Origin of the sequence: Burkholderia sp. MSMB1072, from assembly GCF_001524725.1 — a bacterium.
In the GTDB taxonomy this organism is placed as follows: domain Bacteria; phylum Pseudomonadota; class Gammaproteobacteria; order Burkholderiales; family Burkholderiaceae; genus Burkholderia.
On sequence record NZ_LOYC01000022.1, the window covers coordinates 58,016 to 84,732 of the forward strand.

25 protein-coding genes are annotated in these 26,717 nt (G+C 69.3%); 15 read left to right on the forward strand and 10 right to left on the reverse strand.

The annotated features are described in order from the left end of the window. Nucleotides 1-130 precede the first annotated feature (130 nt). Nucleotides 131-1,111 (reverse strand): AAA family ATPase, encoded by a 981-nt coding sequence (locus tag WS89_RS11420; RefSeq protein WP_034208632.1) that lies wholly within the window; start codon nucleotides 1,109-1,111, stop codon nucleotides 131-133. A 249-nt stretch (nucleotides 1,112-1,360) separates the two neighbouring features. On the opposite strand from WS89_RS11420, the gene WS89_RS11425 reads away from it, so the two are divergent. The 8 genes from WS89_RS11425 to WS89_RS11460 all read left to right on the forward strand — a co-directional run bounded on the left by WS89_RS11425 (nucleotide 1,361) and on the right by WS89_RS11460 (nucleotide 9,399). After that, on the forward strand, nucleotides 1,361-2,080 hold the full coding sequence (locus tag WS89_RS11425) for a nitroreductase (RefSeq protein WP_059500614.1): 720 nt from the start codon (nucleotides 1,361-1,363) through the stop codon (nucleotides 2,078-2,080). 146 nt (nucleotides 2,081-2,226) lie between these two features. Beyond that, complete coding sequence (locus tag WS89_RS11430) at nucleotides 2,227-2,712, forward strand: hypothetical protein (RefSeq protein WP_059791028.1); 486 nt, start codon at nucleotides 2,227-2,229, stop codon at nucleotides 2,710-2,712. 5 nt (nucleotides 2,713-2,717) lie between these two features. Then, entirely contained in the window at nucleotides 2,718-3,533 is an 816-nt protein-coding gene (locus WS89_RS11435) for an endonuclease/exonuclease/phosphatase family protein (RefSeq protein ID WP_034208635.1), read from the forward strand. A 292-nt stretch (nucleotides 3,534-3,825) separates the two neighbouring features. Next, complete coding sequence (locus WS89_RS11440; protein ID WP_059500612.1) at nucleotides 3,826-4,596, forward strand: ferredoxin--NADP reductase; 771 nt, start codon at nucleotides 3,826-3,828, stop codon at nucleotides 4,594-4,596. 415 nt (nucleotides 4,597-5,011) lie between these two features. Further along, a complete protein-coding gene (gene rqpS / locus WS89_RS11445) occupies nucleotides 5,012-5,827 on the forward strand; it encodes a quorum system sensor histidine kinase RqpS (RefSeq protein ID WP_059500611.1) in 816 nt (271 codons plus the stop codon). Nucleotides 5,828-5,834: 7 nt separating this feature from the next. Then, nucleotides 5,835-6,491 carry a response regulator transcription factor RqpR gene (gene rqpR, locus WS89_RS11450; protein ID WP_059500610.1) on the forward strand — a complete coding sequence of 219 codons (657 nt, stop codon included), beginning with the start codon at nucleotides 5,835-5,837 and terminating at the stop codon, nucleotides 6,489-6,491. Between the two features lie 218 nt (nucleotides 6,492-6,709). Next, a complete protein-coding gene (locus WS89_RS11455) occupies nucleotides 6,710-8,116 on the forward strand; it encodes an amino acid permease (protein WP_059500609.1) in 1,407 nt (468 codons plus the stop codon). Nucleotides 8,117-8,373: 257 nt separating this feature from the next. Then, nucleotides 8,374-9,399: an XdhC family protein gene (locus tag WS89_RS11460; protein WP_034208640.1), complete on the forward strand. Its 1,026-nt coding sequence runs from the start codon at nucleotides 8,374-8,376 to the stop codon at nucleotides 9,397-9,399. A gap of 61 nt (nucleotides 9,400-9,460) precedes the next feature. On the opposite strand, the gene WS89_RS11465 is transcribed toward WS89_RS11460, so the two are convergent. The 6 genes from WS89_RS11465 to fliE all read right to left on the reverse strand — a co-directional run bounded on the left by WS89_RS11465 (nucleotide 9,461) and on the right by fliE (nucleotide 13,629). Then, a complete protein-coding gene (locus tag WS89_RS11465; protein ID WP_059791030.1) occupies nucleotides 9,461-10,195 on the reverse strand; it encodes a PepSY-associated TM helix domain-containing protein in 735 nt (244 codons plus the stop codon). A gap of 268 nt (nucleotides 10,196-10,463) precedes the next feature. After that, nucleotides 10,464-10,781 carry an EscU/YscU/HrcU family type III secretion system export apparatus switch protein gene (locus tag WS89_RS11470; protein WP_059791033.1) on the reverse strand — a complete coding sequence of 106 codons (318 nt, stop codon included), beginning with the start codon at nucleotides 10,779-10,781 and terminating at the stop codon, nucleotides 10,464-10,466. Continuing rightward, the gene (gene fliK / locus WS89_RS11475) at nucleotides 10,778-12,124 is read right to left on the reverse strand and encodes a flagellar hook-length control protein FliK (RefSeq protein ID WP_059791035.1); all 1,347 of its coding nucleotides are present in this window, start codon (nucleotides 12,122-12,124) and stop codon (nucleotides 10,778-10,780) included. Before fliK ends, WS89_RS11470 begins: the two co-directional genes overlap by 4 nt. A gap of 152 nt (nucleotides 12,125-12,276) precedes the next feature. Further along, nucleotides 12,277-12,609 (reverse strand): flagellar protein FliT, encoded by a 333-nt coding sequence (locus WS89_RS11480; RefSeq protein ID WP_059791037.1) that lies wholly within the window; start codon nucleotides 12,607-12,609, stop codon nucleotides 12,277-12,279. Next, on the reverse strand, nucleotides 12,606-13,040 hold the full coding sequence (fliS, locus tag WS89_RS11485) for a flagellar export chaperone FliS (protein ID WP_059500604.1): 435 nt from the start codon (nucleotides 13,038-13,040) through the stop codon (nucleotides 12,606-12,608). Before fliS ends, WS89_RS11480 begins: the two co-directional genes overlap by 4 nt. A 244-nt stretch (nucleotides 13,041-13,284) precedes the next feature. Next, nucleotides 13,285-13,629, reverse strand: a complete 345-nt coding sequence (gene fliE, locus WS89_RS11490; protein ID WP_059791039.1) for a flagellar hook-basal body complex protein FliE — start codon at nucleotides 13,627-13,629, stop codon at nucleotides 13,285-13,287. Nucleotides 13,630-13,877: 248 nt separating this feature from the next. Between fliE and fliF the strand changes: the two genes are divergently transcribed. From fliF to WS89_RS11520, 6 genes are read left to right on the forward strand one after another with little or no spacing between them, the layout of a single operon-like run. Further along, nucleotides 13,878-15,641, forward strand: a complete 1,764-nt coding sequence (gene fliF, locus WS89_RS11495) for a flagellar basal-body MS-ring/collar protein FliF (RefSeq protein ID WP_059791042.1) — start codon at nucleotides 13,878-13,880, stop codon at nucleotides 15,639-15,641. Then, on the forward strand, nucleotides 15,631-16,626 hold the full coding sequence (fliG, locus tag WS89_RS11500; protein ID WP_034208648.1) for a flagellar motor switch protein FliG: 996 nt from the start codon (nucleotides 15,631-15,633) through the stop codon (nucleotides 16,624-16,626). The genes fliF and fliG overlap by 11 nt, the downstream gene beginning before the upstream one ends. Continuing rightward, complete coding sequence (gene fliH / locus WS89_RS11505) at nucleotides 16,619-17,302, forward strand: flagellar assembly protein FliH (RefSeq protein WP_059500602.1); 684 nt, start codon at nucleotides 16,619-16,621, stop codon at nucleotides 17,300-17,302. The genes fliG and fliH overlap by 8 nt, the downstream gene beginning before the upstream one ends. Before the next feature lie 32 nt (nucleotides 17,303-17,334). After that, nucleotides 17,335-18,834: a flagellar protein export ATPase FliI gene (fliI, locus tag WS89_RS11510; RefSeq protein WP_373558387.1), complete on the forward strand. Its 1,500-nt coding sequence runs from the start codon at nucleotides 17,335-17,337 to the stop codon at nucleotides 18,832-18,834. Nucleotides 18,835-18,839: 5 nt separating this feature from the next. Then, nucleotides 18,840-19,298, forward strand: a complete 459-nt coding sequence (gene fliJ / locus WS89_RS11515) for a flagellar export protein FliJ (protein WP_059500600.1) — start codon at nucleotides 18,840-18,842, stop codon at nucleotides 19,296-19,298. Nucleotides 19,299-19,329: 31 nt separating this feature from the next. After that, on the forward strand, nucleotides 19,330-20,691 hold the full coding sequence (locus WS89_RS11520; protein WP_059791046.1) for a flagellar hook-length control protein FliK: 1,362 nt from the start codon (nucleotides 19,330-19,332) through the stop codon (nucleotides 20,689-20,691). Nucleotides 20,692-20,718: 27 nt separating this feature from the next. Here the strand turns inward: WS89_RS11520 and WS89_RS11525 are convergent, their stop codons facing one another. Beyond that, on the reverse strand, nucleotides 20,719-22,359 hold the full coding sequence (locus WS89_RS11525) for a GMC family oxidoreductase (protein WP_059500598.1): 1,641 nt from the start codon (nucleotides 22,357-22,359) through the stop codon (nucleotides 20,719-20,721). Between the two features lie 725 nt (nucleotides 22,360-23,084). On the opposite strand from WS89_RS11525, the gene WS89_RS11535 reads away from it, so the two are divergent. Then, the gene (locus WS89_RS11535; RefSeq protein WP_059500596.1) at nucleotides 23,085-24,527 is read left to right on the forward strand and encodes a coniferyl aldehyde dehydrogenase; all 1,443 of its coding nucleotides are present in this window, start codon (nucleotides 23,085-23,087) and stop codon (nucleotides 24,525-24,527) included. Between the two features lie 79 nt (nucleotides 24,528-24,606). On the opposite strand, the gene WS89_RS11540 is transcribed toward WS89_RS11535, so the two are convergent. Continuing rightward, nucleotides 24,607-25,629 (reverse strand): serine/threonine protein kinase, encoded by a 1,023-nt coding sequence (locus WS89_RS11540; protein ID WP_082741844.1) that lies wholly within the window; start codon nucleotides 25,627-25,629, stop codon nucleotides 24,607-24,609. A gap of 273 nt (nucleotides 25,630-25,902) precedes the next feature. Further along, nucleotides 25,903-26,115, reverse strand: a complete 213-nt coding sequence (locus tag WS89_RS11545) for a hypothetical protein (protein ID WP_006477514.1) — start codon at nucleotides 26,113-26,115, stop codon at nucleotides 25,903-25,905. Between the last annotated feature and the right edge of the window lie 602 nt (nucleotides 26,116-26,717).

Consider the following 26,717-nt stretch of genomic DNA (forward strand, 5'->3'; position numbering starts at 1 on the left):
AGGGAGAGAGGGGAATTGTACGTCCCGGTTCGCCCGCTTGCCGAACGCGCGCGCATCGCGGCGCGACGATGCGGCCGACCGCGCAACGAATGCCACGCGCGCACGCCGCAGCCGTGCGCGCGTGGCCGCGTCAGAAGCCGATCGGCCGGCGCTTCGCCGCGCCTTCGTCGGCGCGGATGTCGGCCGGCGCGATCGCGTCGCGGCCGTCGAGCCGCGCGGCGCCGAACGCGTGCAGCAGCGCGCGGCGCATCGTGCGCGGCGGCGTCGCGGCCAGCACGTCGAGCGCGTCGTCGCCGAGCGTATCGGGAAAGCGCCGCCCCCACGCATGCGACGTGCGGATCTCGTCGTAGATCGTCTGCGCGATCCGGCGCGCGCCGGCCGCATCGGGCGGCGCGATCTCGTACACGTTCATCCGGTTGAGCAGCGGCTCGGGAATCGCGTGCGCGTCGTTCGCGGTCGCGATCCAGATCACGTTGCCCGCGTTGATCGGCACTTCCGCGAATTCGTCGACGAACGCGCGCGCGGTGTCGTGCTCGAGCAACGCATACAGCGCGCCGAGCGGATCGTATTGCGCATCGCTGCCGGCCTTGTCGATTTCGTCGACCGCGATCACCGGGTTCGCGTAGCTGCCGTTCACGAGCGCGTCGAACACCTTGCCGGGCTTCGCGTTCTTCCATTGCGACGATGCACCCGACAGGATCCAGCCCGCCGTCAGCGAACTCATCGGCACGTAGTGGTACGCGGTGCCGAGCAGCTGCGCGAGCGCCTTCGCGAAATGCGTCTTGCCGATCCCGGGCGGCCCGAGCAGCAGGATCGGCATCAGTTCGAGCCGGTCGTCCGTTTCGAGACACAGCGCGATCTGCTTGCGTACGTCATCGAGCGGCTCGCCGAAATTCGGCAACGCTTCGCCGAGTGCGTCGAACGACGGCATCCGGTTCGGCTTCACGCAGAAACGCAAATTCCCCGTCTTGAGCATCTTCTCGTAGGTCGAGCGCAGTGCGTCGCTTGCGCTCTCGTTCAGGTCGCCCAGCGCCGTCTCGACCTGCTCGAGGTCGTACACCGTGCTGAAGGACGCCACCGCCAGTTCCTGTTTCACCATCGCCGTCGTCATACCTACCTCGCTGCACTTGCCGTCACATACTCATCAGACCCTTACGATTTCAGTGTAGCGATCCCGCATCGCCATGCAAGCAAGCAGCCGGGTGCGTCTGCTGCTAACAGCGCGCGCACGCTGCAGGGCCGCGCGCCGCGGCGTATGATCGAAAGTTCACGAGGTTCGCGCCGGGCTCGCCGACGGCGCCCGCGCGCCGCGCACACGCTGCTGCGCACCTCGCCCGACGCCTCGCCCGAAGGGTTGCCGATGTCCATCCCCGCTGCTTCTCCGCGCGTCGACGCCGACGCGATCCGTTCCGTCGACGCCGCGCTCAAGTCGCGTCGTTCGGTCCGTGCGTTCCTGCCGACGCCCGTGCCGCGCGAGACGATCGAGGCGATCCTCGAAGCCGCGAGCCGCGCGCCGTCGGGCACCAACATCCAGCCATGGCGCGTGTACGTCGCGACGGGCGCCACGCGCGACGCGCTCGCCGCCGCGCTCACCGCGGCCTACGACGATCCGGCGCGCGACGAGAAATACGTCGCCGAATACGACTACTACCCGCGCGAATGGGTGTCGCCGTATATCGACCGGCGCCGCAAGGTCGGCTGGGATCTGTACGGCCTGTTGAACATTCGCCGCGACGAGAAGGCGCGCATGCACGCGCAGCACGCGCGCAATTTCCGTTTCTTCGATGCGCCGGTCGCGCTGTTCTTCACGCTGGACCGGGTCATGACACGCGGCGCGTGGCTCGATTGCGGGATGTTCCTGCAAGGCGTGATGACGGCCGCGCGCGCCCGCGGCCTCGATACCTGCCCGCAGGCCGCGTTCGTGCCGTTTCACCGGATCGTCGCCGACCACCTCGGCATTCCGCCGAACGAACAGTTCGTCTGCGGGATGGCGCTCGGCCATGCGGACCCCGACGCGATCGAGAACCGTCTCGTCACCGAGCGCGCGAGCGTCGCCGAATTCACGCGCTTTTTCGCTTGAAAACGCATGACGCGGCCTTACCTGTCGAGCAGGATCGCATCGTGCTGCGAACCTGCCGCGGCACGTCCCGTCACATCGCGACCGAAATCGATCGGGCGTAAGATGTGCGTCCGTTCCCCGCTATCCCGCGTTTCCGGAGACGTTTCATGCTGAAACACGGCCTGGCCGTCCTGCTTGCGAGCGTCGTGCTCGCCGCCCATGCGCAGAGCCCCGCGCCCGCCGTCGTCGCATGGGAAATCCAGGTGGTGCGCGACGGTCAGACGATCGACACGTTCCAGCAAAACACCACCGTGGGCCAGTCCCGCACCGATACCCATCGCTATCCGGCCGCCGTGCCGGTGGGCTGCGGCAATGCCGCGCGCGTCGTGCCGACCGAGCGCTCGCGCTCGGTGTCGGTCGCCCCGCTCGCCGTCGATGCCAGCGCGAACACCGTGTCGCTCGGGCTCGACGTGCAGGAAACGCTCGACGACGAAAACGCGCGCGGCGATCCGTGCTTGCCCGCGTCGCCGCGGCAAATCGTCGCGAGCCACCCCGGCCTGTCGGTCGGCGGCGACGCCTGGACCGACTGGACGCTCGTCGAGCAGCATCCGCATCTCGTCTACCGCGTGCGCGCGCACGTCGCGAAGGATTGAGCGTCATGTCCGCCGACGCCCTCTCGCTGCCGTTCGCCGAACCGCACGCCGCGCCCGACGAAATCACCGCCGTCAGCTGGAATCTGCACAAGGGCCGCTCGCCGCTCGGCTTCACCGCGTGGAACGCGATGCGCGACTGGATGCAGTCGACGCACGCCGACGTGTATTTCCTGCAGGAAGCGATGGCGCGCCGCATGCCGCGCCCGATGCTCGCCCCGGGCTTCGGCGCGCCGATGGACGACGCGGTCGACGACGTGTGGCATTGCCAGGCCACCGAGATCGCGCAGGCGCTCGACTGGCAGATCGCGCTCGGGCCCAACGTGTTCAAGCCGTCGTGGCGGCACGGCAATGCGATCCTGTCGCCGCATCCGCTCGACCTCGGCGGCCGCTGGGACATCTCCGCGCACCGCTTCGAGCGGCGCGGGCTGCTGGTCGCGCGCGCGACGCTCGCGGGCGCACGCCCGGTCACGCTGCTGTGCGCGCATCTCGCGCTCACGCGCGCCGCGCGGCTGCGCCAGATGCACTGGATCGCGCACTGGATCGTGCGCAACGCGGGCGACGGCCCGCTGATGCTCGCCGGCGACTTCAACGACTGGCGCAACGATTCGGTCGCGCTGTTCGGCGAGATCGGGCTGTCCGAGGTCGCGACGCTGCTCGGCGAATCGGGCCGCACGTTTCCGGCGTTCTCGCCGGCGCTCGCGCTCGACAAGATGTTCGTGCGCGGCCTGACGCCGCTCGAATGGCGCGCGCCGTCCGGCGAGGCCGCATGGCTGTCGGACCACCTGCCGTACATCGCGCGCCTGCGCCTCGATCCGCAGTAAGTTGCCCGGTCGGGCGCGCCGCCGGAATGCGCCGGCCTCGGCGCGAAACGGGCGGCCGATCGATGAAAGTTCGTTGAAAGGATATGTTGCGCCAAATCCGCGCGGCCGCGGGGGTCAAGCCCGCGATCCGCGTCAACAGGGTAAAATAACGAGTTCCTCAAACGTCTGTCATCGAGAAGGCGCGTGTCCGACGCGCCGGCCGGCCGATCCGCGATCGGGCCGTCGCACTCGGTTTTTTGCCCGTTTTTGGGCCCGTTACACGCGTTCGCCACGCGCGTCCGTTTTCAAAGCCATGAGCAAATACGACACCGCCACCGTCCAATCCGTCCATCACTGGACCGACACGCTTTTCAGCTTCACCTGCACCCGTGAGGCGAGCCTGCGCTTCAACAACGGCGAATTCACGATGGTCGGCCTCGAAGTCGACGGCAAGCCGCTCGCGCGCGCCTACTCGATCGTCAGCCCGAACTACGAAGAGCATCTCGAATTCTTCAGCATCAAGGTGCAGAACGGCCCGCTGACGTCGCGCCTGCAACACCTGAAGGTGGGCGACAAGGTGCTGATCGGCAAGAAGCCGACGGGCACGCTGGTGGCCGACAACCTGCTGCCGGGCAAGACGCTGTGGATGCTGTCGACGGGCACGGGCCTCGCGCCGTTCATGTCGATCATCCGCGATCCGGACATCTACGACCGCTTCGATAAGGTGATCCTGACCCACACGTGCCGCCTGAAGGGCGAGCTCGCGTACATGGACTACATCAAGCACGATCTGCCCGGCCATGAGTACCTGGGCGACATCATCAAGGAAAAGCTCGTCTACTATCCGACGGTCACGCGCGAAGCGTTCGACAACGAAGGCCGGATCACCGACCTGATCGCAACGGGCAAGCTGTTCACGGATCTCGGCGTGCCGGCGTTCTCGCCGGAAAACGATCGCGTGATGCTGTGCGGCAGCACCGCGATGCTGAAGGACACGACCGACCTGCTGAAGCAGGCCGGCCTCGTCGAAGGCAAGAACAGCGCGCCGGGCCACTACGTGATTGAGCGCGCGTTCGTGGACTGATCGATCCCCCAATTTGCGCATCATCAAGAACCGGAGCGAAAGCTCCGGTTTTTTTTCGTCCCTACTTGGCGAATTCGTAACAAACTGGGACCATTCCATCTCAAATAGTTACATTTTGATACGTCATCGTGGGGTGGTCGGGTGTCAGTGTTTTTCCTACAACACCTTCATTCCGATTATTCACATTTACCCTTAAATGACCGCCTGACATGACCTTTTCGGAAATTTTGAGATATTATTCGGCGCGCGTGGTTGCCGTTCGGATGAGCGTGGAAGGGTCGGATGCAAGTGTTACAAGATGTAACTTTTGTTACCTCGGCATGGAGCGACTCCGTGGCGGCGACCGTCGTCGAAACGGCAGCCAGCCCACGCAGCCAGCCGGTGTCTGAACCGCTTTCTGACAGCAGGGAGAGTCATGGATACGTCGCTTAACGCGCCCTTGGGCGCCCACGCCCCGTTCCCGTCGCGGCAGCGCATGCCCGGCTACGCTGCTACGCCGCCCATGGCCGACGAAGCGTCGGGACGCGACGCGTCCGACGCACGGATCGCGGCACTTTCCGCCCAGCTTCTCGCCGCCGACGAAGCGGCCCGCCGCCATTTGGCCGGCGAGCTGCACGACGGGCTCGGCGCCGAATTGACCGCCGCCCGCTTCGCGCTGGCAAACGTTCAAACATGGCTGCCGGCCGATGCGCCGGAAGCCTGCCTGCGCGCACTGACGCTGGCGCAGCAGGCGCTCGACGCCGCGACCGACGCGAATCGCCGGCTCATCGACGAACGCGCCGCGCCGGCGCTCGACGCCGGCATGGTCGGCGCGCTGGCGTCGTGGATCGACACGCATGCGGCGCGCACCGGCCTGCGCACGAGCTTCGTGTGCGCGGCCGACGCACGCCTGACGCAGCTCGCCGGCGCAGGCGCGCTTGCGGTGTTCCGCGTCGCGCAGGAGGCACTGTCGAACGTCGCGAAACACGCGCGCGCGACGGCGGTCGACGTCCGGATCGTCACCGACGGCACGCATCTGTCGCTGAGTGTCGCCGACGATGGGACCGGTTTCGCCCGGCGCGGCCGCAACGGCTACGGCCTGGCCGGCATGCGCGCCCGCTGCGAGGCGTTCGGCGGTAGCTTCGAGACGGCCACGCCGGCAACCGGGCGAGGCACGCGCGTCACCGCGCGCTTCGCGTGGGCTTCGCTGCTCGCGGTGTCCGGCGCAGCACGCCGCACGTCGCTTTCGTGAGGTCGCGATGAGCCTGAACATCCTGCTCGTGGACGATCACGCGATCGTCCGGCAAGGGATCCGCCAGTTGCTGATCGATCGCGGCGTCGCGCGCGACGTGACCGAGGCCGAGAGCGGCGGCGACGCGATGGCCGCCGTCGACAAACAGGAATTCGACGTGATCCTGCTCGACATCTCGCTGCCCGACACGAACGGCATCGAGGTGCTCAAGCGCCTCAAGCGCAAGCTGACGCGCACGCCGGTGCTGATGTTCTCGATGTACCGCGAGGACCAGTACGCGGTGCGCGCGCTGAAGGCCGGCGCAGCCGGCTACCTGTCGAAGACGGTCAACGCCGCGCAGATGATCGGCGCAATCCAGCAGGTCGCGGCCGGCCGCAAGTACGTGAGCCCCGCGATGGCCGAGGCGCTCGCCGAGTACGTGTCGTTCGAGAACGAGCCGCTGCCGCACGAGAAGCTGTCCGATCGCGAATACCAGACGCTCTGCATGCTCGCGTCGGGCAAGCGGCTCACCGATATCGCGAACACGCTGTCGCTGTCGGTGAAGACGGTGAGCGTGTACCGGTCGCGGCTGCTCGAGAAGATGCGGCTGTCGAACAACGCGGAACTCACGTTCTACGTGATGAGCAACCGGCTCGTCGACATGGCGCCCGCGGCCGGCGCCTGATCCGATCCCCCGGCCCACTCGAATTCGTCCGATCCGGCGACGCGGCGCAGGCCGCGCCGCGCTGGACCACACCCGACCCAGCCCGTTTCGCGCACAAACGCCCGTTTTATCGGACGATTCCGCGGCGCCGCGGCGGGCTTATACGCCAAATCGGCTAAAATTATGGGTTTTCACTTAGTTGGCGCGCCGTGCCTGCGCGTGCCGGCGATTCATCCGCAATGTCCCTCTTCCGCAAGAAAAACGTCGATCGCATGATCGCCGGCGCGCAAGCCGCCGGGCTCAAGAAAGCGCTCGGCGCGATCGACCTCACCTTCCTCGGCATCGGCGCGATCATCGGCACCGGCATCTTCGTGCTGACCGGCACCGGCGCCGTCCAGGCCGGGCCGGCGCTGATGCTGTCGTTCGTGATCGCCGCGATCGCGTGCGGCCTCGCCGCGCTGTCGTACGCGGAGTTCGCGTCGACGATCCCCGTCGCCGGCTCGATCTACACGTATTCGTACGCGACGCTCGGCGAGCTCGTCGCGTGGATCATCGGCTGGGACCTGATGCTCGAGTACGGCCTCGCGTCGTCGGCCGTGTCGGTCGGCTGGTCGGGCTACCTGCAGTCGCTGCTGCAAGGCTTCGGGCTCACGCTGCCGACCGTGCTCACCGCCGCGCCCGGCGCGGTGCCGGGAGTCGTCACGTGGTTCAACCTGCCCGCATTCCTCGTGATGATCGTGATCACGACGCTGCTGTCGATCGGCATCCGCGAATCGACCCGCATCAACAACATCATGGTGTTCATCAAGGTCTCGGTCGTGCTGCTCGTGATCGCGGTCGGCCTGTTCCACGTGACGCCCGCGAACTGGAAACCGTTCATGCCGCACGGCTGGAACGGCGTGTTCGGCGCCGCCGCCGTGATGTTCTTCGCGTTCATCGGCTTCGACGCGGTGTCGTCGGCGGCCGAGGAAGTGAAGAACCCGAAGCGCGACCTGCCGATCGGCATCATCGCGTCGCTCGCGGTGTGCGCGGTGCTGTACGTGACGGTCGCCGCGGTCGCGACCGGCATCGTGCCGTCCGCGCAGTACGCGAGCATCTCGCACCCGATCTCGTACGCGCTGCAGATCGCCGGCGAGAAATGGGTCGCAGGCTTCATCGACCTCGGCGCCGTGCTCGGCATGCTGACCGTGATCCTCGTGATGAGCTACGGCCAGACCCGCATCATCTTCGCGATGTCGCGCGACGGCCTGCTGCCGGCGGCGCTGTCGCGTGTGCATCCGCGCTTCGCGACGCCGTTCCTGACGACCTGGCTGGTCGGCCTGTTCTTCGGGCTGATCGCCGCGCTGGTGCCGCTCAACGTGCTCGCCGAGCTGATCAACATCGGCACGCTCGCGGCGTTCTCGATGGTGTCGATCGCCGTGCTCGTGCTGCGCCGTACGCACCCCGAACTGCCGCGCGCGTTCCGCTGCCCGGGCGTGCCCGTGGTGCCGATCCTCGCGGTCGCGTCGTGCCTGTTCCTGATGCTGAACCTGCAGCCCGTCACGTGGGCCGCGTTCGGCATCTGGCTCGTGATCGGCCTCGCGATCTACGCGCTGTACTCGCGGCACCACTCGAAGCTCGCGCACGGCCACCCCGACGCGCACTGAGCATCCGTGATGGCGCGCCTTCCGCGGTGCGCCATCACGAGAACCCCACGCGGGGCCGGCACCGGCTCCGCACGTCCGTCTCTCCCGAACCCTCGGCCACCGCGCGATCGCTGTCCGATCGTCGCAATCTCTTGCCCGATTCTCCGGATTTGCCTGCCCGGCCGGCGCGCCACCTGCACGCGCGCGCCGGGCGGTTCATAATCCCGCCATCGAACGACGGCGCCGCCCGACGGGCCGTCCGGCAACAGGAAAAAACGATGGAAAGCGTCGATCTCGATGTACTGAAATCCAGCGCGCGCTGGCTCGAAGAAGGGCGTCGCGTGCTGCTCGTGACGGTCGTGAAGACGTGGGGCTCGTCGCCGCGCCCCGAAGGCGCGATGCTCGCGGTGCGCGAGGACGGCCTGGTGGTCGGCTCCGTGTCCGGCGGATGCATCGAGGACGACCTGATCGCCCGCGTGCATGCGAGCGGCATCGCGGCCGATGCGCGCCCGGAAGCGCTCAAGTACGGCGTGACGGCCGAAGAAGCGCACCGCTTCGGCCTGCCTTGCGGCGGCACGATCCAGCTCGTGCTCGAACCGCTCACGCGCGATAGCGGAATCGCCGCGCTGTGCGCGGAAGTCGAGGCCGGCCGCCTCGTCACGCGCACGATGACGCTCGCGACCGGCCGCGCGTCGCTGTCGCCCGCGCAGGCGACCGACGGGCTCGCCTTCGACGGCGAACGGCTCGTGACGATCCACGGGCCGCGCTACCGGATGCTCGTGATCGGCGCAGGACAGTTGTCGCGCTACCTGTGCCAGATCGCGGTCGGGCTCGACTACCAGGTGACGGTCTGCGATCCGCGCGAGGAATACACGGACGCGTGGGACGTGCCGGGCACGCGCGTCGTCCGCACGATGCCCGACGATACGGTGCTCGACATGAAGCTCGATGCGCGTTCGGCCGTGATCGCGCTCACGCACGACCCGAAGCTCGACGATCTCGCGCTGATGGAAGCGCTGAAGACGCCCGCGTTCTACGTGGGCGCGCTCGGCTCGCGACGCAACAACGCGGCGCGGCGCGAGCGGCTGCGCGAATTCGATCTGAGCGAAGCGGAGCTGGCCCGGCTGCACGGGCCGGCCGGCATCTACATCGGCAGCCGGACGCCGCCGGAAATCGCGATCTCGATCCTCGCGGAGATCACCGCCGCGAAGAACAACGTGTCGCTGCCGACGATCCTGCAGGTCGAAGGCGCGAAGGCCGCACGCGAAATCGCGGCGAACGGCGGCGCGGCCTGCGGCCTCTGACCGGCGGCGGCGGGCGGTAACGCTCCCGCCGGGCGCCGGCGCCGGCCGGCGCGAACGTCGATCAGCTCAGGCCGGCCGCCAGCGCGGCGGCAACCGAACCGACCACCAGCACGACGCCGACCGTACGGCGCTTGTTCAGCTCGGTCCACAGCAGCACGCCCGTCAGCGACAGCAGGATCAGCGAGCCTGCGATCGTGTCCATCAGCAGCACCCAGCCGAGATTCATACCGACGCCGCGATGCAGGTTGTTCAGCGTCGTCAGGAACGTGTTGCCCGTACGTTTCACGGACACGTAGCCGTTGCCGACCCAGTACTCGCCCTGCAGGTTCTGGTGCGGCCCGAACACGCCGAATTGCCAGTGCTCGGGCTGCATCACGCGCTTGTCGCCCCACGCGACGGCCTGCGCAGGCTCCTTGCGCATGCGGCCCGGCTTGCCGTCGAAATGCAGCTCCTGCTGCAGCCATTTCGTCATCGCGGCGGGCGTCTTCGGCACCGGATCCGGCAGCGCGATCTGCATTTCCTCGACCTGCGGCTCGCCGGTCGAAATCTTCAGCGGCGGCGCGCGGTGATTCAGCAGCACGCCCGTCACGCCGAACAGCAACCCGAGCACCGCGCCCCACAGCCCGACCCAGCCGTGCACCTTGCGCAGCCACTTGATGAAGGTCGCGCGGCGCGAGCGCTGGCGGCGCGCGGCCAGTTCGTCGTCGGTCAGCGGGCGGCCCGCCGGGTGCAGCACGGTGACGCCGGCGCGCGGCAGGCCCGTCTTGGGCGGGTCGATCGTTTCGGGCGCGTTCACGCGAAAGTATCCATTCGTTCAAAACGACGGGCGGCGCGCAAGATGTGCGCGCCGCCCGGGCAGCATGAAAATGAGAATGGATATCATTACATAAATCGCAAGCCGGCTCAATCCGTACGCGCACGAAGCGGGAGGTCCGGTGTACGCGCAAATGCGGAAGAAGGCATGCGTTGCAATCCGATGACGAACGATAGACGGTAAATACCGGGAGAACGATCCCGCAAGCCACGGACAGCCGTTCGTAAGAACCCGCCCGTCGGCTGACCGTTCAGCGCAACGGCGGCAGCGGAAAACGCGGCGCGGCGTCGTCCGGCGCGGGGTCGGCGCGATCGAGCGCGTACAGCCACGCGAGCAGGTCCGCGACCGCCTGGTAAAGCTGCGGCGGAATCCGGTCGTCGAGATCGACCTGCATCAGCAGCGACACCATCTCCGGCGCCGTATGCACGTACAGCCCGGCCTCGTGCGCGCGCGCGACGATCATCTCGGCGAGCACGCCGTAGCCCTTCGCCACCACGCGCGGCGCCGCATCGCCGCCTTTCGGATCGTAGACGAGCGCGGCCGCGCGCTTGCGGGACGTCATGCTCATGGCAGCGCCTCGTCATCGTCGCCCGGCACCGGCGCGTCGGGGCCGCCGGCCGCGCCGCGCGCGTATGCGGCGGCGGCGGCCTGCGCGGCGAACAGGTCGAAGCCGTCCGGCCCGTCGTCGACCGCGCGGATCGACAGCCCACCGACCCTGAGCCCCGATCCTTCGAGCCGCTGCCGCAGCGCGGCTTCGTGGCGCGTGAGACGGTCCGCGCCCGTCTGGTTCGCGCGCAGCCGCGCGACGAGCTGCGCGCCGTTCAGCACCAGTTCGGCATCGACCGTGCCGAGCGACGGCAGCGTCAGCGTCAGGCGCGTGCGCCACGCGATGCCGTCGCCCGGGTCGTCGCCGCCGCGCGGGGCGCGATGGCCCGGCTCGTCGGGTTCGATCGTCCAGTCGAGCCGCGCGCCCGGCCACGCCTCGCCGGTCCAGCGAAACTGGTCGGTCGCGAGTGCGTCGAGCTGCTGCCGAACGAGCGGCACGGCGGCCGGATGCACGGTCGCGAGCGGCTGCGCCTGCGGCTCGGACGATGCGGCGGCCAGCTCGGCCCGCGCGAGCGTCCAGCGCGTATCGGTGGGTGCAGCCAGCGGATCGGCGGGGTCGAGCGGCAACGATGCGCTCTGCCGGGCGGCCGCCGGCGCGGCCTGCGCGGGATCGCGCGCAGGCGCGCCGCCCTGGGCCGGCGGGGGCGCGCTCGCCCGCGCGGCGGCCGGCAGCGACGGGCGCTGCGCGAGCAGCTCGTCGAGCACGTCGGTCGACGCGTGCGGAACGGCTTCCGGGTCGGCCGGCGCGAGCGCGGTCGCGAGGCGCGCCTGCGGTTCGCGCAGCAGCGCCGCGAGCGGACGCTGGCCGGCCAGCCACTGCGCGAGATGGGATTCGTAGAAGAGGCCGCTTTCGCTCACGGCCTGCGCGAGCGCCGCGCGCAACGCCGCGACCGGCGGCGGCGCGGCGGTTTCGCGCGCCGCCGCGGCGGACGACGCTTCAGCCGAAGCCGGCGTGGAGGACGCCGGACCGGACGCAGCCGACGCGCGCGCCGGCACGGACGTATCGGTGAGCAGCACCGCGGGATCGGCCAGCAGCGGCAGCCGACCGACGATCGCCGGCGTCGCATCGCCGCCCGAGCGCGAAATCGCGTCGAGCACGCGCCCGACCTCGGACAGCGCGGTCTGCGTGGAAGCCGGCGGCGCGGCGGGCGGGCTGCCGGCCGGCGGCGAGGACGACGCGCCGGCCCCCGGCGTGCCGACCTGCGAGGTCGCGCCGCCGCCGGCGGGCGCCGATACGGTGCCGGTCAGCAAGCTGTCGAGGCGGCTCGCCAGCAGCGCAGCCGCAACGGAGTCGATACCGGTCATGATCGGAGCCTGCTCACCTTGGGTCCGTTTGCATATGCAAGCGGACGCTACACATCGTTGCGAATCCGGCGCGGCACGCCGGCGCCGCCCGCGGGAACGGCGCGCGCCACGTGCGGCACCGGGCCGGGGCGCCCGCCTCCCGGAACACGGCCCTACCCGCGCGCGCGATAGAGATCGGTCAATACCTGGGTCGAGCGCCGCGCCTCGAACAGCGCGGACAGCCGCGCGACGTCCGGGCTCGCGAGATCGCGGATCGCGGCGTCGTCGGCCAGGATGCGGCGGATCAGGTCGAGCTTGCGGCCGAGATCCGATTCGTCGAGCGCGACGCCCGGATCGGCCTCCTTCAATCCGTCCACGAGCTGCATGAATTCGGCCTGCAACCCCGGCAACGCGTTCCAGTCGGCGCCGCGCGCGGCGCACAGCATCCGGCTCGACACGGCGGCAAGCGCCTCGTAACGCGCGAAGTATTCGGCCTTGTGATTCATCGTGATGCTTCCGCTACCTGTTGCGCGGCCATCCGCGCGACTTCCGGGGCGATGCCCGTCCATGCTTCCTCGAGCGTCGCGAGCAAGCCGTCGACCTCGACCAGCATCGCGTCGCTCGCCTGCGCGTTCGCTTCCAGCAGGCGCCGGCCGATATACGCATACAGCGCATCGAGCCGGTCGGCGATCTCGCCGCCCGCGTCGCGGTTCAGCGACGCCTGCAGGCCGCTCTCGACGATCCGGATCGCCTTGCCGATCGCTTCGCCGCGCCCGGCTACGTTGTCCTGCTGCAAATGCATGCGCGCCAGCGCGATTGCCTGCCGTGCCCCCTGGTACAGCATCGCGATCAGCCGATGCGGGGAGGCGCCCATCACCCCGGTCTCGACGCCGACACGCGCGTACGCACTGGCTCCAGCGTGTCCTGGGGAAAACATGCGCTTCTCCTTTATTTGCCTTGGCTATGCGGGAGCCGCCGCCGTGCGTCGCACGGCGCGGCCTTCACCGGAGTTATCGGAAGGGATTTGAAAAGCTTTAGGTGCGCCGGAGCTGCCGCCGGGCCAGCGATGCCGGCCCGCCGGCCCCATTCAGCAAGCACCGAACCGTCCCGGGATGCCCGTCGTCGGTTAGCCGCCCCCGGGATGCCCGTCGTCGGATAGCCGCCCCCGGATGCCCGTCGCCTCACACCGACATCTGCATGATGTCGTTGTAAGCGCTCACTAGCTTGTTGCGGACCTGGAGCCCGAACTGGAAGCCGATATTGGCCTTCTGCATGTCGACCATCACGTCGTTCAGCGAGATGTTCGGCGCGCCGACCTCGAACGCCTTCGCCTCGCCGAGCGCGCGCTGCTGGTCGCCGCTGATCTTGTCGAGCGACGCCTTCATCGCGCTCGCGAACGTGCCGGCCATCGCCGCGCCCGAGCCGGCCAGCGCCGCCGTCGGGCTCGCGACGCCGCCGGACGCCTGCGCGGCCATCGACTGCATCTGTTGCAACACCGAACCGATTCCGCTGACGTTCGCAGTCATGCTGTCCCCAGACATAGAGAAGAGACCCGGACGCACCGGGCGATCCGCCGGCGCCGCACCACGCGCACCATGCCGGATCGCGAAAAAGGATAGCAGCGCGGCACGCGTCAAAGCCGAGAAAGTACGGGGGAAACCCCGCTCTTTTCGGTCGATCGGAGTACGCCTCGGGTCACGATAATCGCATCGTGTCATTGTCCGCCCGCTCGCCCGAGCGAGCTCAGTCGCCCCGCTCCGGAGAAACTCGACGCATGGATTCGCAGGCCAACTCGCTGATCAACCCAGACGCCCGCGCGGGCCTCAGCCCGGCGCCCGGCGCCGCCGCGGCCGCCGCGTTGCCGGGCACGGGCGGCGCAGGCGCGGACTTCGGGCTGGGCGGCTTCGCCGAACGCATTCCCGGCATCTCGCGAATGAAGGGCAACCCGAAGCTGCCGTTCGTGATCGCCGTCGCGTTCGCGATCGCCGCGATCACCGCGCTCGTGCTGTGGAGCCGGGCGCCCGACTACCGCGTGCTGTACAGCAACCTGTCCGACCGCGACGGCGGCGCGATCATTGCCGCGCTCCAGCAGGCAAACGTTCCGTACAAGTTCGCCGATGCCGGCGGCGCGATCCTCGTGCCGTCGAACCAGGTGCACGAAACGCGGCTGAAGCTCGCCGCGATGGGGCTGCCGAAGGGCGGCTCGGTCGGCTTCGAGCTGATGGACAACCAGAAATTCGGCATCAGCCAGTTCGCCGAGCAGATCAACTACCAGCGCGCGCTCGAAGGCGAGCTGCAGCGCACCATCGAATCGATCAACGCCGTGCGCGGCGCCCGCGTGCATCTCGCGATCCCGAAGCCGTCGGTGTTCGTGCGCGACAAGGAAGCGCCGAGCGCGTCGGTGTTCGTCGATCTCTACCCGGGCCGCGTGCTCGACGAGGGCCAGGTGCAGGCGATCACGCGGATGGTGTCGTCCGGCGTGCCCGACATGCCGGCGAAGAACGTGACGATCGTCGATCAGGACGGCAACCTGCTGACCCAGACCGCGTCCGCTTCCGGCCTCGACGCGAGCCAGCTCAAGTACGTGCAGCAGGTCGAACACAACACGCAGAAGCGCATCGACGCGATCCTCGCGCCGATCTTCGGCGCCGGCAACGCGCGCTCGCAGGTCAGCGCGGATCTCGATTTCTCGAAGATCGAGCAGACGTCGGAAAGCTACGGCCCGAACGGCACGCCGCAGCAGGCCGCGATCCGCAGCCAGCAGACCAGCAGCGCGACCGAACTCGCGCAGGGCGGCGCGTCGGGCGTGCCGGGCGCGCTGTCGAACACGCCGCCGCAGCCGGCTTCCGCGCCGATCGTCGCCGGCAACGGCCAGAACGCGCCGCAGACGACGCCCGTCAGCGACCGCAAGGACCAGACGACCAACTACGAGCTCGACAAGACGATCCGCCATACCGAACAGCCGATGGGCAGCGTGAAGCGGCTGTCGGTCGCGGTCGTCGTCAACTACCAGCCGGTCGCCGACGCGAAGGGCCACGTGACGATGCAGCCGCTGCCGCCCGCGAAGCTCGCGCAGGTCGAACAGCTCGTGAAGGACGCGATGGGCTACGACGCGAAGCGCGGCGACTCGGTAAACGTCGTGAACAGCGCGTTCTCGACCGCGAGCGACCCGTACGCCGACCTGCCGTGGTGGCGTCAGCCCGACATGATCGCGATGGCGAAGGAAGCCGCGAAGTGGCTCGGCATCGCGGCGGCCGCGGCGGCGCTCTACTTCATGTTCGTGCGCCCGGCGATGCGCCGCGCGTTCCCGCCGCCCGAGCCGCCCGCGCCGGCGCTCGCGGCGCCGGACGAAGCGGTCGCGCTCGACGGCCTGCCCGCGCCGGAAAAGGCGGCGGAGGAAGCCGATCCGCTGCTGCTCGGTTTCGAAAACGAGAAGAACCGCTACGAACGCAACCTCGACTACGCGCGCACGATCGCCCGCCAGGATCCGAAGATCGTCGCCACCGTCGTGAAGAACTGGGTGTCCGATGAACGCTGAAGGCTTGACCAAGAGCGCGCTGCTGCTGATGTCGATCGGCGAGGAAGAGGCCGCGCAGGTATTCAAGTTCCTCGCGCCGCGCGAGGTCCAGAAGATCGGCGCCGCGATGGCCGCGCTGAAGAACGTCACGCGCGAGCAGGTCGAGGACGTGCTGCAGGAGTTCGTGAAGGAAGCCGAGCAGCACACCGCGCTGTCGCTCGATTCGAGCGAGTACATCCGCTCGGTGCTGACGAAGGCGCTCGGCGAGGACAAGGCCGGCGTGCTGATCGACCGCATCCTGCAGGGCAGCGACACGAGCGGCATCGAAGGCCTCAAATGGATGGATTCGGGCGCGGTGGCCGAACTGATCAAGAACGAGCACCCGCAGATCATCGCGACGATCCTCGTGCACCTCGACCGCGACCAGGCCTCGGAAATCGCGTCGTGCTTCACCGAACGGCTGCGTAACGACGTGCTGCTGCGGATCGCGACGCTCGACGGCATCCAGCCGGCCGCGCTGCGCGAGCTCGACGACGTGCTCACGGGCCTGCTGTCCGGCAGCGACAACCTGAAGCGCAGCCCGATGGGCGGCATCCGCACGGCGGCCGAGATCCTGAACTTCATGACGAGCGTGCACGAGGAAGGCGTGCTCGAAAGCGTGCGCCAGTACGACGCCGATCTCGCGCAGAAGATCATCGACCAGATGTTCGTGTTCGAGAACCTGCTCGACCTCGAGGACCGCGCGATCCAGATGGTGCTGAAGGAAGTCGAGTCGGAAACGCTGATCGTCGCGCTCAAGGGTGCGCCGCCGGCGCTGCGCCAGAAGTTCCTGGCGAACATGTCGCAGCGCGCGGCCGAGCTTCTCGCCGAGGATCTCGACGCGCGCGGCCCGGTGCGCGTGTCCGAAGTCGAGACGCAGCAGCGCCGCATCCTGCAGATCGTGCGCAACCTCGCCGAGAGCGGCCAGATCGCGATCGGCGGCAAGGCGGAAGACGCGTATGTCTGATTCGGCGAGCGATCGCGTGGGCACCCTCACCGCGTACCAGCGGTGGGAGATGGCGTCGTTCGACCCGCCGCCGCCCCCGCCGCCGCCCGACGACGCGGCGGCGGCCGCCGCCGCGCTCGCCGAGGAACTGCAGCGCGTGCGCGACGCCGCGCACGCCGAAGGCCATGCGGCCGGCCACGTCGAAGGCCAGGCGCTCGGCTACCAGGCCGGTTTCGAGCAGGGCCGCGAACAGGGCTTCGAGGCCGGCCAGGCCGATGCCCGCGAACAGGCCGCGCAGCTCGCGGCGCTCGCCGCGTCGTTCCGCGAAGCCGTATCGGCGGTCGAACACGATCTCGCGTCCGAGCTCGCGCAACTCGCGCTCGACATCGCGCAGCAGGTCGTGCGCCAGCACGTGAAGCACGACCCGGCCGCGCTGGTCGCGGCCGTGCGCGACGTGCTCGCGGCCGAGCCCGCGCTGTCCGGCGCGCCGCATCTCGCGGTGAATCCGGCCGACCTGCCCGTCGTCGAAGCGTATCTGCAGGACGAGCTCGACACGCTCGGCTGGAACGTGCGCACCGACGCGTCGATCGAGCGCGGCGGCTGCCGCGCGCACGCCGCGACCGGCGAGGTCGACGCAACGCTGCCCACCCGCTGGCAGCGCGTCGCCGCCGCGATCGGCAAGGTGAGCACGTGGTGACGCGCTTGCCCGACGCACTCGCGCACGACGGCATGACGCCGCTCGAACGCGAGCTCGCGCTCGCGTCGTTCGGGCCGGCGGCCGCGCACGATCCCGCCCACGACACCGCGCCGCATCCAGCGGCCTCGGCCGCCGCCCCGCGCGCGCCGCACAATCCGCATCTCGCACACTGGCGCACGCACCTGAACGGGCTCGCCGCGCGCAGCCACCACGCGTTGCCGCTGCGGCCGTGCGGACGCCTCACGCGCGCGGCCGGCCTCGTGCTCGAGGCGATCGGGCTGCGCCTGTCGGTCGGCGCCGAATGCACGATCGAACTGCCGCCCGGCAGCACGCTGTCGCACGCGGAAGCCGAAGTCGTCGGTTTCGCCGGCGACCGCCTGTTCCTGATGCCGACCACCGACGTCGCCGGCGTCCTGCCCGGCGCACGCGTGTGGCCGCGCGAAAGCGCGCCCGTCACCGATCCCCTCGCGGGTGCGAAGCGGCTGCCGGTCGGCTGGGAGATGCTCGGGCGCGTCGTCGACGCGTCGGGCCGCCCGCTCGACGGCCTCGGCCCGCTCGCGTCGAAAGTCGACGCGCCGCTGTCGGCGCCGTCGATCAACCCGCTCGATCGCGAGCCGATCCATCACGTGCTCGACGTCGGCGTGCGCGCGATCAACGCGCTGCTCACCGTCGGCCGCGGCCAGCGGATGGGTCTGTTCGCGGGCTCCGGCGTCGGCAAGTCGGTGCTGCTCGGCACGATGGCGCGCTACACGAGCGCGGAAGTGATCGTGATCGGCCTGATCGGCGAACGCGGCCGCGAAGTAAAGGAATTCATCGAACAGATCCTCGGCGAGGACGGGCTCGCGCGCTCGGTCGTCGTCGCGGCCCCGGCCGACGTGTCGCCGCTTCTGCGAATGCAGGGCGCCGCGTACGCGACGTCGCTCGCCGAGTATTTCCGCGATCAGGGCAAGCACGTGCTGCTGCTGATGGATTCGCTCACGCGCTACGCGATGGCGCAGCGCGAGATCGCGCTGGCGATCGGCGAGCCGCCCGCGACGAAAGGCTATCCGCCGTCGGTGTTCGCGAAGCTGCCCGCGCTCGTCGAGCGCACCGGCAACGGGCCCGAAGGCGGCGGCTCGATCACCGCGTTCTACACGGTGCTGACCGAAGGCGACGACCAGCAGGACCCGATCGCGGATTCGGCGCGCGCGATCCTCGACGGCCACATCGTGCTGTCGCGTGCGCTCGCCGAGGCCGGCCACTATCCCGCGATCGATATCGAGGCGTCGATCAGCCGCGCGATGACCGCACTGATCGACGAAACGCATCTCGACCACGTGCGGCAGTTCAAGCAGATGCTGTCGCGCTACCAGCGCAATCGCGACCTGATCGCCGTCGGCGCCTACGCACCCGGCCGCGACGTGCAACTCGACCGCGCGATCGCGCTCTACCCGCGCATCGAGGCATTCCTGCAGCAGGGCTTTCGCGAATGCGCGCCGTTCGCATCGAGCCTCAGCGCGCTCGATGCGCTGTTCGACGCTTACGGAGGCTGATCCCGATGGCCCACGGCTTTCCCCTTCAGTTGCTGCTCGAGCGCGCGCAGGAGGACCTCGATTCGGCCGCGAAGCAGCTCGGCACCGCGCAGCGCGATCGCACCGCGGCGGCCGAACAGCTCGACGCGCTGCTGCGCTATCGCGACGAATATCACGCGCGCTTCGCGCAATCGGCGCAGAGCGGGATGCCGGCCGGCAACTGGCGCAATTTCCAGGCGTTCATCGACACGCTCGATGCGGCGATCGCGCAGCAACGCACCGTGCTCGCCGCGGCCGAAGTCCGCATCGACGAGGCGCGCCCGAACTGGCAGCAGAAGAAACGTACCGTCGGCTCGTATGAAATCCTGCAGGCGCGCGGCATCGCGCAGGCAGCGCAGCGCGACGCCCGGCGCGAACAGCGCGACGCCGACGAACACGCCGCGAAGATCCTGCGCATGCGGGCCGACGCGGCCCGTTCGTCGTAACCGACCACCGCATTCGAACGAGAGAACCGCCATGCCTCCCCTGCCCCTGCTCGGTGCGCTGCTCGACACCGCCGGCGCCGCACTCAAGGCCGCCCGCGGCTCGGGTGCGTCCGCCGCCAGCGATGCGTCGGCCACCGCGAGCGCCGTGCCGTTCGCGCAGACGCTGAAGCAAAGCGTCGCCACGCGCGACGATACGGCCAACGCCGGTACACCGGACGTGTCGACCCAACAGGTTTCGTCTAAGCCGGCCGCCGGCGCGAAGCCGTCCGGCACGAACGACGACGACGCGACCGACGATACGACCGCGAACGCCGCCGCCAACCCCGATGCCGCAGCACTCGCGGCGGCCGCCGCCGTACAGGCGCAACTGCAGGCCCGCCCGGACCCTGCGACGCCGGCCGACGCGGCGAGCGCCGCTGCCGCCGCTGCCACGACGCAAAAGACGGCCGTGTCCGGCCAGCCGGACGCCACGGCGATGCTCGCCAGCCACGCAACCCAGGACGCGGCCACCGAGCCGAGCGACCCGGCATCGAGCCGCGACGCGCTGCAAGCGACGCTCGCCAGACTGACGGGTGGCGCGGGCGCGATCGCGATGCCGGCGCCCGGCTCGGCCGCCTCCACCGCGCCGACGGCGCCGGCAGCGACCGCGTCGAACGCAGCCGCGCCGCTTACGCCGAAAGTGCCGACCTTCGACCGCACGCTCGCCGACGCGAAAGGCGCGCTCGCCTCCCAGCCGACGCCGGCTCAGGTCACGCCGCAAACGCTGCAGGCCGACGCGAATGCGCAATCCGGCACCCAGCACGCGCTCGCGGCGGCCGGCAACGCGACGGACCCGGCCGCCAGCGCGACGCTCGCGGCCGGCGCAACGGCCGCCGCCGCCGCGCAGACGAACCTGCAACTGTCGCCGGCCGCCGGCGCGATCGCCGCCGCCAACGCGCACGTGCTCGCACCGCACGTCGGCACGGCCGACTGGACGGATGCGCTGAGCCAGAAAGTGGTGTTCCTGTCGAATGCGCACCAGCAGAGCGCCGAGCTGACGCTCAACCCGCCCGATCTCGGGCCGCTGCAGGTCGTGCTGCGCGTCGCGGACAATCACGCGCACGCGCTGTTCGTGTCGCAGCACGCCCAGGTGCGCGATGCGGTCGAAGCCGCGCTGCCGAAGCTGCGCGAGGCGATGGAAGCGGGCGGGCTCGGGCTCGGCAGCGCGACCGTCAGCGACGGCGGCCTCGCCTCGCAACAGCAGCCCAACCCGCAGCAGGCCTTCGCCGGCGGCCAGTCGTCGCGACGCGGGAACGGCGGACCGTCAACCGTCGATGCACCCGCCGACGCCGCGCCATCCGCACCGGTCGCCGCACGCGCGAGCCGCGCCGGCCTCGTGGATACGTTTGCCTGAGCATGACCGCCGCCGTGCGCGCCGCGTCTAGCGGCCGTGCACCGCGGCAGCCGCCTCGCCGCGCGGCACGCCGCCCCGACGCGCCGCGACGATGAAGTCGGCCGCGCGTTCGCCGATCATCACCGACGGCGCATTCGTGTTCCCGCCGATCAGCGTCGGCATCACCGACGCATCCACCACGCGCAGCGCGTCGACGCCGCGCACGCGCAGTTGCGGATCGACGACCGCGCGCGCATCGGCGCCCATCCGGCAGGTGCCGACCGGGTGATAGATCGTGTCCGCATGCGCGACGATCGTCGCGCGCAGCTCCGCTTCGCTCTGGTCCGGCCGCGTGTACAACTCGCGCCCGCCCTGCGACGCGAGCGGCGCCTGCGACAGGATGCGCCGCATCGCCTGCGCGCCGCGCACCAGCAGGTCGAGATCGCGCGAATCGCTGAAGAAGCGCGGATCGATCAGCGGCGCGTCGCGCGCGTCGCCGCTCGCGAGCGCGACCGTGCCGCGGCTGAACGGCCGCAATGCGCACACGTGCAGCGAATAGCCGAAACCCCAGTGCATCTTGCGGTTGTGATCGTCGACGAGCGCCGTGCAGAAATGCAGTTGCAGGTCGGGACGCTCGAGCGACGGATCGCTCTTGATGAAGCCGCCGGCCTCCGCGACGTTGCTCGTCATCATCCCCGTGCGGCTCGAGAAATAGCGAGCGAGCGCCGGCGTCATCTTCGCGATGCCGCGCAGGCACACGCCGACCAGCTCCGACGAATTCACGCGCGTGTTGATGATGAAGTCGATGTGATCGATCAGGTTCGTGCCGACGTCCGGCGCATCCTGCACGACCGCGATCCCGTGCCGGCGCAATTGCTCCGCCGGGCCGATCCCCGAACACATCAGCAGTTGCGGCGAATTGAACGCGCCGGCCGACAGGATCACTTCCGCGCGCGCGCCGAGCGTCTCGATCCGCCCGTTGCGCGACACGACGACGCCGACCGCGCGCTTGCCGTCGAACCCGACGCGCAGCGCCGTCGCATCGGTGATCACGTGCAGGTTCGGCCGGTTGCGGCCGTAGATGTACGCGCGCGCCACGCTGCAGCGCGAGCCGTCGCGATGCGTGACCTGATAGAAGCCGACGCCTTCCTGCTTCGCGCCGTTGAAGTCGTCGTTCAGCGGATAGCCGGCTGCGTGCGCGGCCTGGATGAATCGTTCGGAGAACGGATTGCGAAAGCGCAGATCCGACACCGACAGCGGGCCGTCCGCGCCGTGCCACGCGTCGGCGCCGCGCTCGTTGCCTTCCGCGCGGCGGAAATACGGCAGCACGTCCTGCCAGCCCCAGCCCGTCGCGCCGAGCTGCGCCCATTCGTCGTAGTCGCCCGGGTGGCCGCGCGTGTAGATCATCGCGTTGATCGCGCTCGAGCCGCCCATCCCGCGCCCGCGCGGCTGATAGCCGCGCCGCCCGCCGAGGCCCGGCTGCGGCACCGTCTCGTAGCCGTAGTTGGTGCCCAGCTTGAACGGCACCAGAGCCGCGATGCCGACCGGCATGTTCACGAGCAGGTTGCGCTCCGTATGCGAGCCGGCCTCGATCAGCGCGATCGTCGCATCGGGGCAGGCATCGGCGAGACGGCCGGCGAGGCTCGAGCCGCCCGAACCGCCGCCGACGATGATGTAGTCGTATTGCATGTCACGTCTCCGTCGTGTCATGGAAGGCGCCCGGCACCGCCGCGCGACCGCGTCTCCTCTTGTGTTCGGGCATTGTAGGAATGGCCGTCGCGTGCGCGGCGCGCGGATTCAAGAGCGATTCCTCTAAACGCCCGCGTGAACTAAATTTAAGATGTACCGATACGCTTCGCGCGATGCACCGGCCACGAGAAGCCGATTCGTCGCGAAACGGGAGGAACGACGATGCAGCGCCCGATTCTGCAGGCCGCGTGTCGACCGGGTGATCCCGAAGTCGCGCGCGCGGCCCGCATTTCATTTCAAACGACGGCCCGCGCGACGATGCGCGGCATCATGCGTGCGGTCGGTCGAAATCGAACGGCGCGTGTCGTCGCCGACCGTTTGGACGGTGTGTCGGCGCCGCCGCACGATGCACGGCGGCCCGCAATCGCATACGCGTCGCATTGCCCAGCTGCGGTGCACCGGCAGACGATCGCAAGACGGCATCGCGTGCCCGCTCGTCCCCGTATCGGGTCGCGCACGCGGGCCGTGCGGCACGATTTTCGGGCGCGCGCACCGTCGCGCGGATACGACGCCCGCCGCGTACCGCAACCGGTTTTCGAGCACCCGTCGCATCCGGCCCCGTGCCGCGCGACACGCATCACCCGATCCGCGTCGCCGCGCTCGCCGAGCGTGCGCGTGCGGCGTGACGGCCGGCCGATCGGCCAGGCCCAACTGGAGGAGACGACATGAAGAACGACCTGCCCGAACTGGCCCCGCAAGCACTGCCGTCGGTCGATGCGCTGACGTCGCTGCTGCACGACCAGCGCGCGGCGTACCTGCGCGCACCGTACCCGGCATGGGACACGCGTGCGCAGCACCTGCGCGCGCTGCGCACGATGCTGATCGACCACGCGGATGCGCTCGCCGACGCGATCAGCGCCGATTTCGGCCATCGCGCGAAACAGGAAGTGCTGCTGTCGGAAATCTGGATGGCGAAGGAAGAGATCGACGACGCGTTGAAGCACGGCAAGCGCTGGATGAAGCCGATCCGCAAGCCGATGAACAAGTGGCTGCGCCCGGCGCGCGCGAAGGTGATACCGCAACCGCTCGGCGTGGTCGGCATCGTCGTGCCGTGGAACTACCCGGTGCTGCTCGCGGCGGGCCCGCTGATCTGCGCGCTCGCCGCCGGCAACCGCGCGATCGTCAAGATGTCCGAACTGACGCCGCGCACGTCGGCGCTGTTCGAGCAGCTCATCGGCAAGACCTTCGCGCGCGACCACGTCGCGGTCGTGAACGGCGACGCGGAGGTCGGCGCCGCATTCAGCGCGCTGCCGTTCGACCATCTGCTGTTCACCGGCTCGACGCACGTCGGCCGCCACGTGATGCGCGCGGCCGCCGACAACCTCACGCCCGTCACGCTCGAGCTCGGCGGCAAGTCGCCGGCGATCGTCGGCCCGAATGCGCGCTTCGACGCGGCCGTCGACGCGATCGTCGCCGGCAAGACGCTGAACGCCGGCCAGACCTGCATCGCGCCCGACTACGTGCTGCTGCCGCGCGGGATGGAAGGCGCGTTCATCGAACGCGCGCGGACCCGCTTCGCGAAGCTGTATCCGGACCTGGCGGCCAACGGCGACTACACGACGATCGTGTCGCCGCGTCACTACGCACGCCTGCAGCAACTCGCGAGCGACGCGCAGGCAGCCGGCGCACAATTGCATCCGCTGTCCGACGCGCAGTCCGATCCCGCGTCGCGCCGCTTCGTGCCGTGCGCGGTCACGCAGGTGCCGGCCGCGTCGTCGCTGATGCAGGAAGAGATCTTCGGGCCGCTGCTGCCGCTCGTGCCGTACGAGCGGCTCGACGAGGCGATCGCGTACGTCAATGCGCGCCCGCGTCCGCTCGCGCTGTACCTGTTCGACGAGGATCGCGGCACGATCGACCGCGTGATGCGCGAAACGGTCTCGGGCGGCGTATCGATCAACGAAACGCTGATGCACATCGCGTGCGGCAGCCTGCCGTTCGGCGGCGTCGGTGCGAGCGGCATGGGCGCGTATCACGGCTACGACGGCTTCGTGACGTTCTCGAAGATGAAGCCGGTGCTCACGCAGGCGCGGCTGAACGCACGCAACCTGCTCGCGCCGCCGTACGGCAAACGCTTCGCCGCACTGATCAAGCTGATGCTGAAATTCTGAGCCGGCCGGGCCGCACGTACGCATCGCGTCGCGGCCGTTGCGGGCCCGACGCGCGGCATCCATGCCGCGCACGCAGCCGTCACACCGGCCAGAGCGGCCCCTCCTGCATCGCGCCGATTTGCTCGCGCAATTCGAGCACGCGTGCTTCCCAGTAACGATGCGTGTTGAACCACGGGAAGGCAGCCGGAAACGCGGGGTCGTCCCAGCGCCGCGCGAGCCACGCCGCATAGTGGATCAGCCGCAGCGTGCGCAGCGCTTCGACCAGATGCAGCTCGCGCGGCTCGAATTCGCAGAAATCCTCGTAGCCGGCGAGCAGGTCCGCCAGCGCGCGCGACGCGCCTTCGCGATCGCCCGGCAGCAGCAGCCACAGATCCTGCACGGCCGGCGCCATCCGGCTGTCGTCGAAGTCGACGAAATGCGGGCCGGCATCGGTCCACAGCACGTTGCTCGGATGACAGTCGCCGTGCGTGCGCAGCAGGCGGATCTCTCCGGCGCGCTCGAACGCGGCCTCGACGCCTTCGAGCGCGAGCGCGACCGCGCTCGCGTACGCCGGTCTTACGTCATCCGGAATGAAATCGTGCGCGAGCAGATAGTCGCGCGGCTCGTAGCCGAACGTATCGATGTCCAGCACGGGACGCGCGACATACGGCTGCGTCGCGCCGACCGCATGAATGCGGCCGATGAAGCGACCGAGCCATTCGAGCGTGTCGCTGCGGTCGAGATCGGGTGCGCGGCCGCCGCGCCGCTCGAAGATCGAGAAGCGGAAACCGTCGAACGCGTGCAGCGTACGGCCGTCGAACGATCGCGCGGGCACCGCCGGAATCTCGCGCGCGGCGAGTTCGGCGACGAACGCATGTTCTTCGAGAATCGCGTCGTCCGACCAGCGCGCCGGGCGATAGAACTTCGCGACGACCGGCGGGCCGTCTTCGATACCGACCTGGTAGACGCGGTTTTCGTAGCTGTTGAGGGCGAGCAGGCGCCCGTCGGTGCGCAGGCCGGCCGGCATCAGCACGCTGTCGAGCGCGTCGAGCACGCATTCGGGCGTGAGGCCGGCGAACGGCGGGCTGGCGGGAGAAGCGGGAGCGGAAGTGGCGTCTGTCATGCCCCGCATTGTGCCGCCACCCGGGCCGAAAGACGAGCGTCCGGCGCGATGCGCCAGGGCCTGTTCACGCTAATCACGGACTTGCGCTCGCCCCCATGGATGAATTTCTCCAAACGGGGGAACGCGCCTTTCCGCCCGCAGGGCGGCGTCGTTCGTCGTTGCAATAGCTACGGCTATTGCACCTCCTCTCTTCTTGCACGCGCCCGAAGGAAGTCCCCTTGGGGGACGGGGTGAAAGGTGCGTTCGCGAGCCCGTTGCTAGCGCGAACAGGCCCTAGTGAAGCGCCGCGCCGGCCGGCAGGACGGATTCGCCGGTGTCGATCAGATCCTCGAGAAAGAACGGCTCGGTGTTGAGTTCTTTCGACTCACCCGGCACGCCCGCGTACCAGGTCACCATGGCCATGTCGCCCAGGATGCGCTGGACGATGCCGCGCGCGCCTTTCGGCACCGCGATATGGGTAGTGCAGACGATCGACCCGATATGCATGATGGTTCCCCACTCTTGAATCTTGAAACCCGGCCCGCTGGCGAGCCGGCAAATGCACGATCCGCGCCGCTCTCGACGGAGCGTTGCGCGTGATCCCATTGTTCACGGTTTATCGAAGCGCGAAAAGAAGAAGAAGCAGGCGAAATGCCGCGAATTCGTCGAATGTCTCCAATCAACCACTGCGCCGGGCTCGTACTTGCCTGCCCGGTTACCCCCATCATACCCTGTCGAATGTGACCGCCCACCGAAACCGCCCGGCCGTGCCGCGCGCACGGAATTGACGCAACGCGCATACCGCTTCGCTTCTTCCGTGCAGGACCATCGGCACACGCCCTGCGATCGGCGCCGACATCGCCTCGCGCGCGTCGCATGTCGATCGCCTTTCGCCGTTTGTCGAATGCTTGCGTGCGCAGCGGCCGGCGCACCGGCGTCGGCCTGCATCGGCGCAACATATCGCCGGCAACATGCAGCCGCCGACAGGAGTTGCGTTCGGCGCTTGCCTTGCGGTACCTTAGGCTTTCGTTCGCGTTCACTCGCATTCCGACACGATGCATCCGCTCACGTCCGCCCTTGCCAAATCCCGGCCGCAGTTCGACTCGCGG

Coding starts and splice junctions, on each gene's coding strand:
- WS89_RS11420 (WP_034208632.1), bottom strand. CDS start 1,111: ATGACGACGGCGATGGTGAAACAGGAACTGGCGGTGGCGTCCTTCAGC.
- WS89_RS11425 (WP_059500614.1), top strand. CDS start 1,361: ATGTCCATCCCCGCTGCTTCTCCGCGCGTCGACGCCGACGCGATCCGT.
- WS89_RS11430 (WP_059791028.1), top strand. CDS start 2,227: ATGCTGAAACACGGCCTGGCCGTCCTGCTTGCGAGCGTCGTGCTCGCC.
- WS89_RS11435 (WP_034208635.1), top strand. CDS start 2,718: ATGTCCGCCGACGCCCTCTCGCTGCCGTTCGCCGAACCGCACGCCGCG.
- WS89_RS11440 (WP_059500612.1), top strand. CDS start 3,826: ATGAGCAAATACGACACCGCCACCGTCCAATCCGTCCATCACTGGACC.
- rqpS (WP_059500611.1), top strand. CDS start 5,012: ATGGATACGTCGCTTAACGCGCCCTTGGGCGCCCACGCCCCGTTCCCG.
- rqpR (WP_059500610.1), top strand. CDS start 5,835: ATGAGCCTGAACATCCTGCTCGTGGACGATCACGCGATCGTCCGGCAA.
- WS89_RS11455 (WP_059500609.1), top strand. CDS start 6,710: ATGTCCCTCTTCCGCAAGAAAAACGTCGATCGCATGATCGCCGGCGCG.
- WS89_RS11460 (WP_034208640.1), top strand. CDS start 8,374: ATGGAAAGCGTCGATCTCGATGTACTGAAATCCAGCGCGCGCTGGCTC.
- WS89_RS11470 (WP_059791033.1), bottom strand. CDS start 10,781: ATGAGCATGACGTCCCGCAAGCGCGCGGCCGCGCTCGTCTACGATCCG.
- fliK (WP_059791035.1), bottom strand. CDS start 12,124: ATGACCGGTATCGACTCCGTTGCGGCTGCGCTGCTGGCGAGCCGCCTC.
- WS89_RS11480 (WP_059791037.1), bottom strand. CDS start 12,609: ATGAATCACAAGGCCGAATACTTCGCGCGTTACGAGGCGCTTGCCGCC.
- fliS (WP_059500604.1), bottom strand. CDS start 13,040: ATGTTTTCCCCAGGACACGCTGGAGCCAGTGCGTACGCGCGTGTCGGC.
- fliE (WP_059791039.1), bottom strand. CDS start 13,629: ATGACTGCGAACGTCAGCGGAATCGGTTCGGTGTTGCAACAGATGCAG.
- fliF (WP_059791042.1), top strand. CDS start 13,878: ATGGATTCGCAGGCCAACTCGCTGATCAACCCAGACGCCCGCGCGGGC.
- fliG (WP_034208648.1), top strand. CDS start 15,631: ATGAACGCTGAAGGCTTGACCAAGAGCGCGCTGCTGCTGATGTCGATC.
- fliH (WP_059500602.1), top strand. CDS start 16,619: ATGTCTGATTCGGCGAGCGATCGCGTGGGCACCCTCACCGCGTACCAG.
- fliI (WP_373558387.1), top strand. CDS start 17,335: ATGACGCCGCTCGAACGCGAGCTCGCGCTCGCGTCGTTCGGGCCGGCG.
- fliJ (WP_059500600.1), top strand. CDS start 18,840: ATGGCCCACGGCTTTCCCCTTCAGTTGCTGCTCGAGCGCGCGCAGGAG.
- WS89_RS11520 (WP_059791046.1), top strand. CDS start 19,330: ATGCCTCCCCTGCCCCTGCTCGGTGCGCTGCTCGACACCGCCGGCGCC.
- WS89_RS11525 (WP_059500598.1), bottom strand. CDS start 22,359: ATGCAATACGACTACATCATCGTCGGCGGCGGTTCGGGCGGCTCGAGC.
- WS89_RS11535 (WP_059500596.1), top strand. CDS start 23,085: ATGAAGAACGACCTGCCCGAACTGGCCCCGCAAGCACTGCCGTCGGTC.
- WS89_RS11540 (WP_082741844.1), bottom strand. CDS start 25,629: ATGACAGACGCCACTTCCGCTCCCGCTTCTCCCGCCAGCCCGCCGTTC.
- WS89_RS11545 (WP_006477514.1), bottom strand. CDS start 26,115: ATGCATATCGGGTCGATCGTCTGCACTACCCATATCGCGGTGCCGAAA.